The organism is Vibrio sp. B181a, from assembly GCF_030248375.1.
In the GTDB taxonomy this organism is placed as follows: Bacteria; Pseudomonadota; Gammaproteobacteria; order Enterobacterales; family Vibrionaceae; genus Vibrio; species Vibrio campbellii.
Genome location: NZ_JAHGAD010000038.1, coordinates 98101 through 112897, shown reverse-complemented (window position 1 = coordinate 112897; position 14797 = coordinate 98101). Strand labels below are relative to the sequence as shown.

At 46.0% G+C, this 14797-nt stretch carries 11 protein-coding genes; 5 read left to right on the top strand and 6 right to left on the bottom strand.

Annotation, left to right across the window (positions count from 1 at the left end; genetic code table 11):
* Window positions 1-3: 3 nt before the first annotated feature.
* Window positions 4-2394 (top strand): fimbria/pilus outer membrane usher protein, encoded by a 2391-nt coding sequence (locus KIO97_RS17265; RefSeq protein WP_285383523.1) that lies wholly within the window; start codon window positions 4-6, stop codon window positions 2392-2394.
* 3 nt (window positions 2395-2397) lie between these two features.
* Window positions 2398-3249 carry a hypothetical protein gene (locus KIO97_RS17260; protein WP_005530294.1) on the top strand — a complete coding sequence of 284 codons (852 nt, stop codon included), beginning with the start codon at window positions 2398-2400 and terminating at the stop codon, window positions 3247-3249.
* Between the two features lie 64 nt (window positions 3250-3313).
* On the opposite strand, the gene KIO97_RS17255 is transcribed toward KIO97_RS17260, so the two are convergent.
* The gene (locus KIO97_RS17255) at window positions 3314-3523 is read right to left on the bottom strand and encodes a DUF1127 domain-containing protein (protein WP_212582145.1); all 210 of its coding nucleotides are present in this window, start codon (window positions 3521-3523) and stop codon (window positions 3314-3316) included.
* A 97-nt stretch (window positions 3524-3620) separates the two neighbouring features.
* Between KIO97_RS17255 and KIO97_RS17250 the strand changes: the two genes are divergently transcribed.
* Window positions 3621-4550, top strand: a complete 930-nt coding sequence (locus KIO97_RS17250; RefSeq protein ID WP_285383522.1) for a LysR substrate-binding domain-containing protein — start codon at window positions 3621-3623, stop codon at window positions 4548-4550.
* A 96-nt stretch (window positions 4551-4646) separates the two neighbouring features.
* Here the strand turns inward: KIO97_RS17250 and fusA are convergent, their stop codons facing one another.
* Together fusA and radA are read right to left on the bottom strand one after the other, a co-directional pair.
* Window positions 4647-6734: an elongation factor G gene (gene fusA / locus KIO97_RS17245; RefSeq protein ID WP_005530296.1), complete on the bottom strand. Its 2088-nt coding sequence runs from the start codon at window positions 6732-6734 to the stop codon at window positions 4647-4649.
* Between the two features lie 216 nt (window positions 6735-6950).
* On the bottom strand, window positions 6951-8330 hold the full coding sequence (gene radA, locus KIO97_RS17240; RefSeq protein ID WP_045369724.1) for a DNA repair protein RadA: 1380 nt from the start codon (window positions 8328-8330) through the stop codon (window positions 6951-6953).
* A 151-nt stretch (window positions 8331-8481) separates the two neighbouring features.
* Here radA and KIO97_RS17235 point away from each other — a divergent pair, with 151 nt between their 5' ends.
* On the top strand, window positions 8482-10830 hold the full coding sequence (locus tag KIO97_RS17235; protein ID WP_012128800.1) for a PilZ domain-containing protein: 2349 nt from the start codon (window positions 8482-8484) through the stop codon (window positions 10828-10830).
* A gap of 55 nt (window positions 10831-10885) precedes the next feature.
* Here the strand turns inward: KIO97_RS17235 and serB are convergent, their stop codons facing one another.
* A complete protein-coding gene (gene serB, locus KIO97_RS17230) occupies window positions 10886-11866 on the bottom strand; it encodes a phosphoserine phosphatase (RefSeq protein ID WP_285383521.1) in 981 nt (326 codons plus the stop codon).
* Window positions 11867-11957: 91 nt separating this feature from the next.
* Here serB and KIO97_RS17225 point away from each other — a divergent pair, with 91 nt between their 5' ends.
* The gene (locus tag KIO97_RS17225; RefSeq protein WP_012128802.1) at window positions 11958-12563 is read left to right on the top strand and encodes a YtjB family periplasmic protein; all 606 of its coding nucleotides are present in this window, start codon (window positions 11958-11960) and stop codon (window positions 12561-12563) included.
* Window positions 12564-12653: 90 nt separating this feature from the next.
* On the opposite strand, the gene deoD is transcribed toward KIO97_RS17225, so the two are convergent.
* Together deoD and KIO97_RS17215 are read right to left on the bottom strand one after the other, a co-directional pair.
* On the bottom strand, window positions 12654-13373 hold the full coding sequence (gene deoD, locus KIO97_RS17220; protein ID WP_005449118.1) for a purine-nucleoside phosphorylase: 720 nt from the start codon (window positions 13371-13373) through the stop codon (window positions 12654-12656).
* Between the two features lie 144 nt (window positions 13374-13517).
* Complete coding sequence (locus tag KIO97_RS17215) at window positions 13518-14738, bottom strand: phosphopentomutase (RefSeq protein ID WP_038891095.1); 1221 nt, start codon at window positions 14736-14738, stop codon at window positions 13518-13520.
* Window positions 14739-14797 lie beyond the last annotated feature (59 nt).

The window sequence follows — 14797 nt, the reverse complement described above, 5'->3', positions numbered from 1 at the left end:
TTTATGAAAAATCTCATTTTACACTTTATTCTAGTTTTCACTGTAAAAGCTGCATTAGCTCATAGCTGGTCGTTCCCATTCCCTGTCATTTGGGGTGAAAATACTATCGGCCAAGTGAGCGCGTACTCAGACGGTATGACCGTAGATTCAATCAACGTTGAACAGCTCGCTCAGTCAGTAGAGAAACTGATAAATGATGAAACTCTCGTGGCATTGAGAGGATTCTCTGAAGAATATATCACGGTTGAACAATTGGCTCGTATGGGAATCAACGCAAATTTCGACACATCCGACCAAAGCATTAATCTAGTCATAGATGAGTCTGCAGCCGCGGACTTTTTACTCTCCTTCGGAAGCAAATACGAGCCTGCACAGTACTCGGAAAGCGCATTCTGGACGATACAAAATACACTGAACGCCAGTACTGATTACACCTTATTTAGCGATTCTAACGCCGAAGACACGCAAACTTGGCTAGGGGAATGGCTAGTTCGAGCCAATATTGGTGGCGTTCGAGGGGCAAACCTTGATGTCTCCGGCTTCGTCACTGGCGGTAATAATGTCGATTCCGATGTATATCGTGGTGAAGCTCGTCTTTTTTTCGATGAACCCAGCACACCTTGGCGCTTAACCTTTGGGGATGTGACCCAAACTAGTGCTGGCCATCTGCCGAGCACGCCTCTGGGCGGAGTCGCTTTTGAACGTTTGTACCAAGATTTACAGCCCACCAGAAACATTCAGAACGGCGGGACGCAACCTCTAGTATTAAATGAAAGTGCCGATGTCGAAATCTACATTAACGATATCTTCCTCACCGAGATTAGATTGCCACCGGGCCGATATACACTGGATGATCTGCCTCTCGTGTCAGGTACCAATGATGTACGGTTAGACATTAGCTATCAATCAGGCCGCACCGACACCATCGTTTACAGTCAATTTTTTAACTCTCGTTTACTGCGTGAAGGCATTTCTGACTTCGGTTTTTACTCTGGGTTAATCTCGACGATCGAGGATAACAACTTTAAATACGACGATGAACAGTGGGTCACGTCGGGATACTACGACTACGGTATCAGCGACACATTAACGCTGGGTGTAAACGGACTTTACCACCCTAAGGGCCAACAACTTGGCGTTATTGCCACTATCGGTTCTGATTGGGGGAATGTAGGTGTTCGAGCATCTGCGCAAAACAATAAACCTAATGATGACACTGGCAGTATCTACAGCCTAGACTATTCCCATCAAGTGTGGGGAACGGATAGCTATGGCTCTCCAAACTTTCGTCTCGGCGTCGAATACCAAGATAAGTACTTCGCATTACCTTGGCAAATAGCCGAACCAAGAACAGGCTTACGCGTATTCTCTAACTACGTGCTCACCATTACAGATGACCTTAGTCTAATATTAAGTGGAGACTATCGTGACTTCGAAGAGGAAGAGGTTGAATGGCTTGCGTCATCTGAAGTCGCTTGGCAATTTTACAGCCTGTCACTCTCTGCTGGTGTAGAGAAAGAGGAGAATCCAAACGATAACATTGACGAGACGCGCTTCACTTTCTCTGCAGACTGGGACTGGAACTCTGTGTCTGGGGAATACAATGCAAACGTCTCTTACTCCAACGAGCCCGATACTTACAGAGCTCAATTTCAACGCCCTTCCGATGATTACACAGGCAGCTATGGCTATGCGCTTACAGCAGAAGGTGATGCCGACTCTCAAACTTATTCTGTAGAGGGCAATTATGTGGCAAACCGCTTCATCACTGATGCTAAAGTCTCTCACCTCGACTTTGACAATTCCGACAGTTACCAAACCGCTTCATTGCGAGCAAGTACGGCGCTGACGCTGGCTGATGGCAACTTAGCTTGGTCACGTCCTATCAATGGACCTGTTGCCATCGTCGCCGTTCATGACTCTTTGGATGCTGATGTTGAAATCAACGCCGTTGCGGACGACCCAGCTGAAGCGATTTCAACTTCGGCGATAGATAATGCCGTTCAACTATCTGGTGGGCATCAGTTGTCTAGTGTCTACATCAATGTCCCAGATGCTCCTGTCGGCTATGACTTTGGTGACCACGAATACAACATCACACCAGGGTCACAAACTGGCCATCTAATAAACATCGGCTCAATCGCGTCAAAGACCATAATTGGCACACTTGAAATCAGTTCTAAAAAACCACTAAAGCTCTACCAAGGGCAGTTAGTTGGACAACAGAAAACCTATGACTTTTTCACCAATCGATCAGGTCGATTTGTTGTAGAAGGTATTGCTCCGGGCACCTACACCATCACGGTTGAAGGCTTCAGCCCAACAAAACTAAACGTACCAGAAACCAATGAAAATCTGATTTATCTACCCACTTTACTTATTAAAGAGGGATAAACAATGAAACACTTATTCCAAATATCAGTGTTCAGTCTCGCCATATTATCTCAACCCGTATGGGCAGAATGCAGTGGCAAATGGACACTAAACGTTGACCGAAGTAACGTTGAATTTAAACGTGATTTAGGGGCTTATATTCCAGTTTATTTGGAACTATCTCGCGATATTCAGACCTGTCGATTTCCGATGGCGATGGTCTCGGTCAACAATAAACAGTCCAGTTACTTAAGTTCAATTGGAGCCAGTTTATCTGTGACTATTCTGGACAAAAACTTTCGGCAGTTGAGTCACTTCCCAAATAAAGGTTTTCAGCTACCTTTGGATAATAGCCAAAGAACAAAGTTCTGGATAAAGGTTCCAGAAGCGAAAGTTGCCGCATCTGGTAATTACAACGGACTGCTCGAAGCCACAATTTCCTTGGGCAAAAAGCAAAAGTCAAAAAACGCAAAAGTGAAGCTCAACGTTCCTGCTTTCGTTGCTTTTAACTCTGCCCCTAATGCCCCAAACATGCAACGCTCTGGTAACTCAGGTTATCGCTTTCAGCTTGGCGATCTGGAATCGAACCGAACTTACCGCTCTGACTTCGATCTTCTCTCAAATTCTAACGTTAGGCTGGTTGTGAAACAAAAGTATGGTGAGTTGAAACAGAAATCAGAGCCCAATATTACTATACCGTATACATTGCGATTCAATAACGCTTTGGTTAACCAGAAAGCGGTTTATACCTTCTCTAACAATGAAAGTACTAAGCGATGGGGAGTACCACTCGAAGTGACGCTAGGAAATATCGATTTTGCCCGAGCTGGTAAATACCAAGACACGATAACTGTCGAAGTAAAAGCGATGCCCTAAAAGTGACACCATTAAAGGAAAAGCCAGCGTTAGATTACTCGCTGGCTTTTTCTTTGGCTGAAGCTCAATCACGCCAAAACGGTTTTTGAATTTCCTTTCGCACTTCACTTTCACTATAACCAATGTCATCCAAAAGATGTTCTGGCAGCTCTGCGAGATGGCGCCGTGTTCGGTAGTTCTTTCTCCAAATAGAGAGTTTAGAAAAGATATACTGAACCAAACGTTGCTGTGGCTTCGAGGCTAATCGCCCACAAGTTTGCGTAGTATTGCTCATATCTTCTCCTTTTGATTCACATTGACCACTTAATAATCAGTGACTACCCTGTTAATCTCAAACGATAGAATCTGACATTGAGTTTAGGAAAACTAACGTGAAAGAGCGTATGCCTCCGCTACAAGGTCTGTACTACTTCTACATCGCGGCAAAAGAAGGAAGCTTTAAAGCGGCAGCAAAGCACTTATTCGTCACCCCTGCCGCGATTAGCCAGCAAATACGCCTGCTAGAAGAGTTTCTTGGTACTGACTTGTTCGTGCGCCAACATAGGAAAATTCACCTCACTCCAGATGGTAATTTGCTTTTTGCTCAAGCTGAGCGAGGATTTAGCCACCTCCAACAAGGTGTGCGGTTGATAAACCAAGACCCCAATCCAAATCATCTTTCCATTTCAACCTTGCCCTCTTTTGCACATCATTGGTTGATTCCTCGAATTACTGCTTTTAGGCAGAGACACCCTGAGCTATCACTACTGATGGAGCCCACCAATGATCTGGTCTCATTTCAAGACAGCCAGATAGACCTTTGCGTTCGCTATGGGCAAGGCGATTATCCAAATCTTGAATCACAGTGGTTGATGGATGAAGTTTTCTATCCTGCTTGTCATCCGGTTTATCAGAAAGAGCACAATATCTACCAAATCGAAGACTTGGAGAAAGCGGAGTTAATTGAAGATTTATGGCCTGATCTGGATTGGAATTTGTGGCTGGAAACGCTAGGCCATAAAGCAGCAAAGCCAACTCTGAAATACAGTGGTTCGCATTTAGTACTGGAAGGCGCCCTTTCTCTACAAGGCGTGGCTTTGGTTAAGCACAGCTTGGCATATCGTTATATTCAAGAGGGTAAGCTGGTTCGTATTGGCAATGTAGGAATTCAACCCAAATATGCCTATTACCTCTGTGCGCCAACAGGGTATTTAAAGCGTCAAAAAACGCAGTTATTTAGTCAGTGGATAAAAGAAGAGATTGCCGAATTTGAACGCAATACCATTCGTGACTTTGAGACGATTCAATTAAAAGAAGCGTAAGGTAAACGAGCAATATAGGACCGTTTGCCTATCGAGAGATATTAAAAAGCCCCGCACTAGGCGGGGCTTTGATATTTTAAAGCGTTAGCTTAAGAATTACTTCTTAGCTTCGCGCTCTTTAACTTCTGCGATTACTTGCTCAGCAACGTTCGATGGACATGCTGCGTAACGAGCGAATTCCATAGAGAACTGACCACGACCAGAAGTGATAGTACGTAGGTGACCGATGTAACCAAACATTTCTGATAGAGGAACGTCTGCTTTAATACGAACGCCTGTAGTACCAGCTTGTTGGTCTTTGATCATACCACGACGACGGTTAAGGTCACCGATTACGTCACCAACGTTGTCTTCTGGAGTGAACACGTCAACGTTCATGATTGGCTCAAGAAGTTGCGCGCCTGCTTTAGGCATAGACTGACGGAATGCGCCTTTAGCTGCGATTTCGTAAGCGATTGCTGATGAGTCAACTGCGTGGAAACCACCGTCGAATAGTTCAACTTCAACGTCTAGAGTTGGGAAGCCAGCTAGAACACCAGTATCCATCATTGACGCAAAGCCTTTCTCAACTGCAGGCCAGAATTCTTTAGGTACGTTACCACCAACAACTGTTGATTTGAACGTGAAGCCAGAGTTTGGCTCACCTGGTTTGATACGGTAGTCGATCTTACCGAACTGACCAGAACCACCAGACTGCTTCTTGTGCGTGTAGCTATCTTCAACTGCTTGAGTGATAGTTTCACGGTAAGCTACCTGTGGAGCACCTACTTCTAGCTCAACGCCGTAAGTACGCTTAAGGATGTCTACCTTGATGTCTAGGTGAAGTTCACCCATACCTTTCAGGATAGTTTCACCTGAATCTTCATCAGTCTCAACTTGGAATGATGGATCTTCTGCAACCATTTTACCGATCGCGATACCCATTTTCTCAGTAGAACCTTTGTCTTTTGGAGAAACAGCAATAGAGATTACTGGTTCTGGGAAGATCATAGCTTCTAGAGTACATTCGTGCTTAGGATCACATAGAGTGTGACCAGTTTGAACGTTCTTCATACCTACTACAGCGATGATGTCACCAGCTTGAGCTTCAGTAAGTTCGTTACGTTCGTCAGCTTGCATCTCACACATACGACCGATACGCTCAGTCTTACCAGTTGCAGAGTTAAGAACAGTATCGCCCTTCTTCATGCGACCAGAGTAGATACGGATAAATGTTAGAGCACCGAAACGGTCGTCCATGATCTTGAACGCAAGTGCTTTTAGTGGCGCGTCAGCGTCAACTGTAGCAACTTCACCTGTTGGCTCACCAGTTTCTGGATCTGTTAGAGGCTGAGGATCAACTTCAGTTGGAGCTGGTAGGTAATCTACAACAGCGTCAAGGATAAGTTGCATACCTTTGTTTTTGAATGCAGAACCACAGAACGTTGGGAAGAACGCTAGGTCACGAGTACCTTTACGGATACAAGCTTTTAGTTGCTCGATAGTTGGCTCTTCGCCTTCCATGTAAGCTTCCATTAGATCGTCGTCTTGCTCTACAGCAGTTTCAACTAGCTCTTCACGGTACTGTTCTACATCGTCAACCATGTCAGCTGGGATGTCTTGGATTTCGTAGTTTTCTGGCAGACCAGTTTCGTCCCAAACGTAAGCTTTACGGTTTAGTACGTCTACAACACCAACGAAGTCGTCTTCACGACCGATTGGTAGAGTCATAACTAGTGGGTTTGCACCTAGTACGTTCTTAACTTGGTCAACAACGCGGAAGAAGTCTGCACCCATACGGTCTAGTTTGTTTACGAAGATCAGACGAGCAACTTCTGAGTCGTTCGCGTAACGCCAGTTTGTTTCTGACTGAGGCTCAACACCACCAGAACCACAGAATACACCGATACCACCGTCAAGAACTTTAAGTGAACGGTATACTTCAACTGTAAAGTCTACGTGTCCAGGAGTGTCGATTACGTTCAGGCGGTGACCGTTCCACTCACAAGTTACTGCTGCAGACTGGATTGTAATACCACGCTCAGCTTCTTGCTCCATGAAGTCAGTTGTAGACTCGCCGTCGTGTACTTCACCAGTCTTATGGATTTTACCAGTAAGCTTCAGGATACGCTCAGTTGTGGTAGTTTTACCCGCATCAACGTGCGCGAAAATACCAATGTTTCTGTATTTTGATAAATCAGTCATTGTCTTACTCTGTTAATAAGGTATAAAGTGCGCGCAGAGTATATCACAATCTGTCAAGACGGATACCTTTGCGTGCTATTGGAACAAAAAAAATTTTAACGTCGATTTTCCACCCTCAAATAATAGTCAAACTTCGCAATTTGTCTGCTAATTCGATAATAATGAGAATAGATTCAACATTATTGTTACCCCTTAAATTGGGGCACAAGATGGCGTTTACAACTCATCAAATGCTTCGATAGCCTCCGACAGTTTTTTAACGCCATGGATTTGCATACCAGGAATACCGCCCTTTGGCATATTCGCTGCTGGTACGATCGCTTTCTTAAAGCCGTGCTTGAATGCTTCATTCAAACGCTCTTGGCCACTCGGCACTGGGCGAATCTCTCCCGCCAAGCCAACCTCACCAAACACCACCACATCTTTTGGTAGTGGACGATCGCGAAAACTCGACAAAAGCGCCATAACTAGCGCAAGGTCAGCACTGGTCTCTGTGACTTTTACACCACCAACGACATTCACAAACACATCTTGATCGGCCATTTGTAGGCCACCGTGCTTATGCAGCACCGCCAATAATAAAGACAGACGGTTTTGTTCTAGGCCCACCGCGACGCGACGTGGGTTTGCCAATTGTGAGTAGTCCACCAGTGCTTGAATCTCTACTAATAGAGGGCGCGTACCTTCCCACACCACCATAACGGACGAACCCGACGTCTCTTCTTCACCGCGGGAAAGGAAAATCGCCGAAGGGTTATTGACCTCTTTCAGTCCCTGCCCCGTCATGGCAAAGACGCCAAGTTCATTCACCGCACCAAAACGGTTTTTGTGGCTACGTAAGGTTCGGAAGCGACTATCAGTGCCACCATCGAGTAGAACTGAACAGTCAATAATGTGTTCAAGTACTTTAGGGCCGGCAAGGGTACCATCTTTTGTTACGTGACCAACAATAAAGACAGCCACATTATTTTGCTTTGCATAACGCGTCAGCGCGGTTGCCGATTCACGTACCTGCGCGACACTACCTGGCGAGGACTGAACGTCAGACACGTGCATTACCTGAATCGAGTCAATCACCATAATGCGCGGCTGTTCTTTCTCTGCAATTTGGCAAATCTTGTCGACGTTTGTTTCCGACAACATCTTCAGGTGCTCTTTTGGCAACCCAAGTCGTGAGGCACGCATTGCCACTTGCTGGAGCGATTCCTCACCCGTCACATAGAGAGTAGGCATTTGCGAAGACAACAGACACATGGTTTGCAAAAGCAAAGTCGACTTACCTGCGCCAGGGTTACCACCGATAAGAATCGCAGCGCCCGGAACTACACCACCACCAAGCACTCGGTCTAGCTCTTTAAAGCCACTCGTAAAACGGGGCACTTCTTGCAGATCAATCTCTGACAGGGTTTGAACTTTTGATTCCGTTGCTGAGCCTGCGTAACCAGATAAGCGTTCGTTGCGTGCTACCGTTGGCGATGCAGCAATACGAACTTCAGTAATCGTGTTCCATGCACCACACGCATTACACTGCCCCTGCCAACGTGGGAAATCCGCGCCACAATCATTACAAACATACGCTCGTTTTGCTTTCGCCATGATGCCTCAATTCTTAAACACTCGGTTTTTTCAACAAATGTGACCAAGCACCGCCATGTCATGACCGTATCGAAGATGAACTCTTGATATACTCAAGCTTTGCTTTGCTTAGCCGATATAATTCGAATAACGACATACTTTAACAGAAATAATGCAGCAATCTGAAATTCTCTCGCTCGCAGAACGCCTCATCCCTGTTTACGGCGCTGATGACTTTGATTTCGTCCTGGGTCAATTGACCGAAGGAGAACCACCGTCGGCCAAAATTCTAGTGAAGATGGAACTCAACCGTGTCATGGCTCCTTGCAAAAAGAGCATTGATTTACGAGGTCGAGTGAAAGGCGAATGTCGTGAATACTTATTAGATGGCATCCCACATTGGTTGGATGATGTCGCCTTTAACGCTTACCACAAGAACCTGAAAAAGTATGGTGGTTACACCGAGGGCATGTGGGAAGCCTTGGTCAATACACGTAATAACTTCCGTGTAATGAGCAAAAACAATGGTAAGAATGAAGAGCGATCGCTTACCGATCCGAAAAGCCCTTTTCTCGCAGAGCCTGTGCACCTCGGGTATGACTTAAAACGTCAAGAGAAACGCTTAAAAGTACAGTCTCAAGTGGAAATCGTTCGTTCAAAAGAACAAGTGATCCACGGTCTGAGTATTGACCTTTCTTGTTCGGGAGCGAAATTCAAAGTACCTAGCGCCTTCAAGTACAGCTTGGGTGAAGTCATTCAAGTTACCTTTACCGAGTTTGCCAGTAAGTCTCAAGTGGCGGGCGTCGAAAAACCGATCACGTATCGTGTGCTGGCGGTAGACGACTGCTACGAGAATGATTCCGTTCGTTACCTAAGAACCATTCGGTTAACGGAAACCAATGTCATTGCTCGCGTGATTGATGAGGCACTCAACAGTGCAGCGAAACGCGCTCGACATGACAATCAGGACAAAATCATTCGTGCTCGCACGCGCGGCTATGAGCACATTGCGCTTAAGCACACCAGTAATCTGCCGCTGTTTTTTGAAGGCAGCGAGCTCAAACTCGCCATGCTCACACCCAATAATCAAAAGATGTGGCAATACTGGCATGATGAGCGCAACCAACAAGTCTTCGGCTCGCTATTCAACCCGAAGAGAATGGCTTCGTTAATTGCTCCCGGCGTTAAAGGGGCAACCAATGTGCTGTACTCTTTTACCCATGAGCATGAAGGCAAAACCTACTTCTATTCGATGCTACGTCCAGAGGCGACAAGAGAACAGCGTCAACTCTTCTGGCATTTAGGCGCCAAGCGAAAAAGTTGGCGCGCTTTCCGCATTTCGATTTTTGAGCTATCTCAACAAGAAAAAGAAGACCTTGCTGCGTTTTCCTCTGAGTTAGCAGAAAGCTCACAGAAGCTGACACACGTTGGTATCTTGCAAGAAATTGCCGATGAAAAATCGGGCCAAGATTATTTGCTGACTGAAAAACCAAGAGTACCAGCAAATACCCTGAATGAATTCCGCCATCCGAGAAAGATCCTTGGTAGTCCAAAAGGAATTTACTTCGATGCGCAATCGCGCCGTAAAGAGCCTCGTTATCGCTTCAAAACGCCTTTGGAGCTAGACATTGGCAACACCAAAGCAACTGGCTTCACTATGGACATTTCCAAGCGAGGCCTAGGGCTGAAATTGGACGAACCCACAGCGCTGCGTTCAGGGCAAGAAGTACAGATTAACTTTCGTGAATTGCAGCTTTACGATAAAAAGCTGCCACTCTCGGATGTGCCATACCGAGTGATCCGTATTAGCCCTGACGGTCGAAGTGTCCAATTGGTTATCGATGAACAAAGCAAAACCATGCGTGTGATTGCTTTTTTTAATAGCATTATTGAGCACAACCAAGACAAGCTGATCCCACAAAAAGAGATGCTACCAAGTAATGCCCTCTTAGAACGGCTGCACAGCGTGTTGCTTTCAAGAACATTAAGTACCCCGATCTTTATCAGCAAAAGCGCCGCTTCTTCGGTCAAGACACCGGTGATCGGAGTGAACTTACCGTTGGCAAAACACATCGAGTTGTACGCACGTCTCGGTCACAACCAACAATACTCGCTCGAACCACTGTTTAAAGGCCGCTCAAATACTTTGATTGCCGATCCGATCAAACGTATTGATGGCGCGCAGGCTCGTCACCAAGATATTTATATTAGCGTGAATAAAGTAGGTCATAAGATCACTGCGATTGAGTCGAAAATGCAGCAAGACTTCACCAGCGTGAAAGAGCGGATTCAATTCATTAAGAAAGCGCGCATGATGGGTGAGTTTTACGCGACACGCATTTCAACGGCACCGATCTTCGATCCGATGACATCATTGCTACGCCAAGACTTGAGCGACTTAACCCAATTTGGTGTTCATCAGGCGAGTAAGTTAGAAAAAGAGCTGACCGCCCTAGTTGGTTACAGCGAGTTTGAAGACATTACTGAAGAAGTGATTGTTCGCTTAGAACTAACGGAATAACAAAACACCGCCGAGATGGCGGTGTTTTTCTAGGTTAATTTGGAAGAAGCTCCAGCTAAGGTTTCGCTTTCCAGCTGATTTTCTGCTGCTTAACCAAAGCGCCAGAAAGGATACACAGAACGCCACCAAGACCTGCAAATCGAACAGCGGTTTGCGCTTGTTCTTCAACCTTAGGTTTAGCGTGATAAGCCACACCAAGGCCAGCCGCAGCCATCATCACCAAATCGTTCGCACCATCACCCACGGCAACAGTATTGTGTTGTTCGATTTCGTACTCTTCCGCAAGCTCAACTAAGATATCCGCTTTTGTCTGAGCTGATACAACCTCACCCAGTACTTCACCAGTCAGCTTGCCATCTACGATTTCCAGTTGGTTAGACTGCGCAAAGTCCAATACCACTTTGTCTTTAATGAAGTCTGAGAAGTAAGTAAAACCACCGGAAGCAATGGCGGTCTTCCACCCAAGTGCTTTAAAAGTTGCAATCAGCGCTTCGAAATCTGGCATGAATGGCAGCTGGCTGCGCACTTGTTCAAGAATCGCTTCATCGGCACCTTTCAGTTTACCGACTCGTTGACGTAAGCTTTGCTCGAAATCCAACTCACCTTGCATGGCACGCTCAGTCACCTCTGCGACTTCTTCGCCAACACCAGCAAGTTTAGCAATTTCATCAATACACTCGATTTGAATTGCCGTTGAGTCCATATCAAACACAACCAAACCCGGCGCAGACAGATCCGGCACCTCGTTTAGAGAAGCGTAATCCAATTTTAAGCTTTTTAGGATGGTTTCATGTTCAGGCGTAAGATTGCCCGCCATTAATGCCACTTCATATTGGCCGACTTTCCACGTATCCAGAATAGGATTGTAGAAACCGGTAAAGAAGTCGATGTCTTCGAAGTTACGAGGCTCAAGATGTTCGCCAAACACAATCCAATTCGCCTTGGCTTTATCGAGTTGTGTCGCAAACCGAGTTTCGGGTAGTCGTTTTAAAAGAGTCGTATGCCTTCTGATAGGCAAGCTTTTTGACGCGTCCATGTATATAATCCCTTGTGACTTTGCTAAAACGTTACCTTAACAAGCTAAAAAGGCAAGTCTTTGTTTTGATTTGAATGGACGAGTAAAGAGCATGAGTGAATCCTTGTTCTCAGTAAGGAATGCCCTACGAATTCTGGCTCTGATCCTGTTGTGTGTGATGCTTTTCATCACCATCAAGAACAGTGTCGTGATCAGTAAGGGTAATGAGAAGATACAAGCACAGCAGCTTGAAACCCTGACCAAAGTTTTGATTTCGCAGGCATCATTGTCTGCCGGCGAGATGATCATCAATAAAGACCAAGAGCGTCTATTGAAGCTAACCAACCAGCTTGCTCAAGACCGCTTGGTATTCGACGCGACTATTTACGACGCACAAGGCGTGCGCTTAGCGTCTAGTGAAGAAGCCCTGTCGGTGCGTGAAGTTTTGGGGCTAGATACCCCTCTTGCAACCGCATCCATTGGCCGACAACAGCTCGTAGAACCTGTGTTATCGGATGGTGCCGTGATTGGCTTTGTGCGAGTGACATTTGAAACTGGTCGAGTCACCGCCATCTCTGATCACCATTACCGCAAGAGTGATCGCTACATGTACATGATGGTACTGATGAGCTTTGTGTGTGGCATGTTGTTCATCATGATCTTGCGCAGACAGCCGATCCGCCGCAAGAAAGCAGAAAACCTGTTGCTAACCAAATAATCCAAGAAGCGAATTTAGAAAATAAAACAGCCCGCATGATGCGGGCTGTTTTTTATGCTGATAAGCAAAAGAATACAAGGCTGTTCGCCCTTATTCTTCATCACCTAGCAATACTGAATCTAGAGCAATCAGCATCATGTCGTTGAACGTAGTTTGACGCTCGTCAGATGTCGTTTGCTCACCTGTTTTGATGTGGTCAGAAACAGTACAGATAGTTAGCGCTTTTGCGCCGTACTCTGCAGCAACACCGTAGATACCAGCCGCTTCCATTTCAACACCAACAATACCGTACTTGTCCATTACGTCGAACATTTCTGGATCAGGCGTGTAGAACAGTTCCGCTGAGAATAGGTTACCTACTTTCACATCAACGCCGCGAGCTTTTGCTGCTTCTTCTGCTGCGCGAACCATTTTGTAGTCAGCGATAGCGGCAAAGTCATGACCTTTGAAGCGGATACGGTTCACTTTAGAATCAGTACAAGCACCCATGCCGATAACAACATCACGTACTTTGATGTCTTCGTTCACAGCACCACAGCTACCTACACGGATCACTTTCTTCACACCGAAATCTTTGATCAGTTCAGTCACGTAGATAGAACAAGATGGGATGCCCATACCGTGGCCCATTACCGAGATCTTGCGACCTTTGTAAGTGCCTGTGTAACCAAACATATTACGAACGTCACACACTTGAACTACATCTTCAAGGAAAGTCTCTGCGATGTATTTTGCACGTAGCGGGTCACCCGGCATCAGAACGACGTCTGCGAAAGCACCCATTTCTGCGTTGATATGTGGAGTTGCCATGTTTCTTTTCCTTAACCTGTCTCTAGCGATCCGCACTGCTACTGGCGGTTTGGCTAGAATAATCTCATTTCCGACAAGCAGCACTTCCATGCTGCCAACATAAAACTAGGAGCCTCAAGCTCCTAGTTTTCAAAACCTATCTAATTATAGGAAGTTCTTACCGTAATCCATTGGAGAAGTACCGAAGTAACTCGCCAATGTTTGACCGATATCAGCAAAGCTATCGCGACGGCCTAGTGAACCTGCTGGTACTTTCTTACCGTAAACAATCACTGGGATGTGCTCACGAGTATGGTCAGTACCTGGCCATGTTGGATCACAGCCGTGGTCTGCCGTTAGGATCAGCACATCGTCTTCTTCCATAATCTCTAGCACTTCATTGATGCGACCATCGAAGTACTCAAGCGCAGCAGCGTAACCAGCTACATCACGGCGGTGACCATAAGCTGAGTCGAAATCGACAAAGTTAGTGAATACGATGGTGTTGTCACCCGCTTCTTTGATTTGCTCTAGCGTTGCTTCGAACAATGCAGGGATACCTGTCGCTTTCACTTTCTTAGTAATGCCGCAGTTTGCGTAAATATCCGCAATCTTACCGATAGAAACCACATCACCTTGCTTCTCTTCAACTAGCTTCTGAAGCACAGTTGCTGATGGTGGCTCAACAGAAAGGTCACGACGGTTACCGGTACGCTCGAATTGACCTTTACCAGCACCAACGAATGGACGCGCGATAACACGACCGATGTTGTAATCTTCTAGCTCTTCACGTGCAATTTGGCAAAGCTCTAGTAGACGGTCTAGACCGAAAGTCTCTTCGTGACATGCGATTTGGAATACAGAGTCAGCAGATGTGTAGAAGATTGGTTTGCCAGTCTTCATGTGCTCTTCACCAAGATCGTCAAGAACTTGAGTACCAGATGCGTGGCAGTTACCTAGGAAACCGTCCAGACCTGCACGCTCTAGAATGCGGTCAGTCAGTTCTTTCGGGAAGCTGTTTGCTTTGTCAGTGAAGTAACCCCAATCAAACAGAACAGGCACACCTGCGATTTCCCAGTGACCAGACGGAGTGTCTTTACCTGAAGAAAGCTCTGCAGCATGACCGTATGCACCGATGATTTCAGCGTCTGCGTCTAGGCCAGGTGCGAAACGACCGGTTGACTCTTTGTGCGCCATTGCTAGACCTAGTTTAGATAGGTTTGGAAGACGAAGCGCGCCTTCACGCTTGTCGTTATTTGCTAAGCCTTGTTCACACTGGTCAGCGATATGACCTAGTGTGTCTGAACCTACATCACCAAATTGCTCTGCATCTGCAGCTGCGCCGATGCCGAATGAGTCTAGTACTAAAATAAATGCTCTTTTCATTGCTCGTTCCTTAGGCCCACTCGGCTTCTTATTATGGTTGAGTAGGCCTTGTGTAATTA

Bases quoted from the DNA above. Each gene is read 5' to 3' on its own strand.
- KIO97_RS17255 (WP_212582145.1), bottom strand. From the start codon at position 3,523: ATGAGCAATACTACGCAAACTTGTGGGCGATTAGCCTCGAAGCCACAG.
- KIO97_RS17225 (WP_012128802.1), top strand. From the start codon at position 11,958: ATGAGTGAATCCTTGTTCTCAGTAAGGAATGCCCTACGAATTCTGGCT.
- fusA (WP_005530296.1), bottom strand. From the start codon at position 6,734: ATGACTGATTTATCAAAATACAGAAACATTGGTATTTTCGCGCACGTT.
- deoD (WP_005449118.1), bottom strand. From the start codon at position 13,373: ATGGCAACTCCACATATCAACGCAGAAATGGGTGCTTTCGCAGACGTC.
- KIO97_RS17215 (WP_038891095.1), bottom strand. From the start codon at position 14,738: ATGAAAAGAGCATTTATTTTAGTACTAGACTCATTCGGCATCGGCGCA.
- KIO97_RS17265 (WP_285383523.1), top strand. From the start codon at position 4: ATGAAAAATCTCATTTTACACTTTATTCTAGTTTTCACTGTAAAAGCT.
- KIO97_RS17235 (WP_012128800.1), top strand. From the start codon at position 8,482: ATGCAGCAATCTGAAATTCTCTCGCTCGCAGAACGCCTCATCCCTGTT.
- serB (WP_285383521.1), bottom strand. From the start codon at position 11,866: ATGGACGCGTCAAAAAGCTTGCCTATCAGAAGGCATACGACTCTTTTA.
- radA (WP_045369724.1), bottom strand. From the start codon at position 8,330: ATGGCGAAAGCAAAACGAGCGTATGTTTGTAATGATTGTGGCGCGGAT.
- KIO97_RS17260 (WP_005530294.1), top strand. From the start codon at position 2,398: ATGAAACACTTATTCCAAATATCAGTGTTCAGTCTCGCCATATTATCT.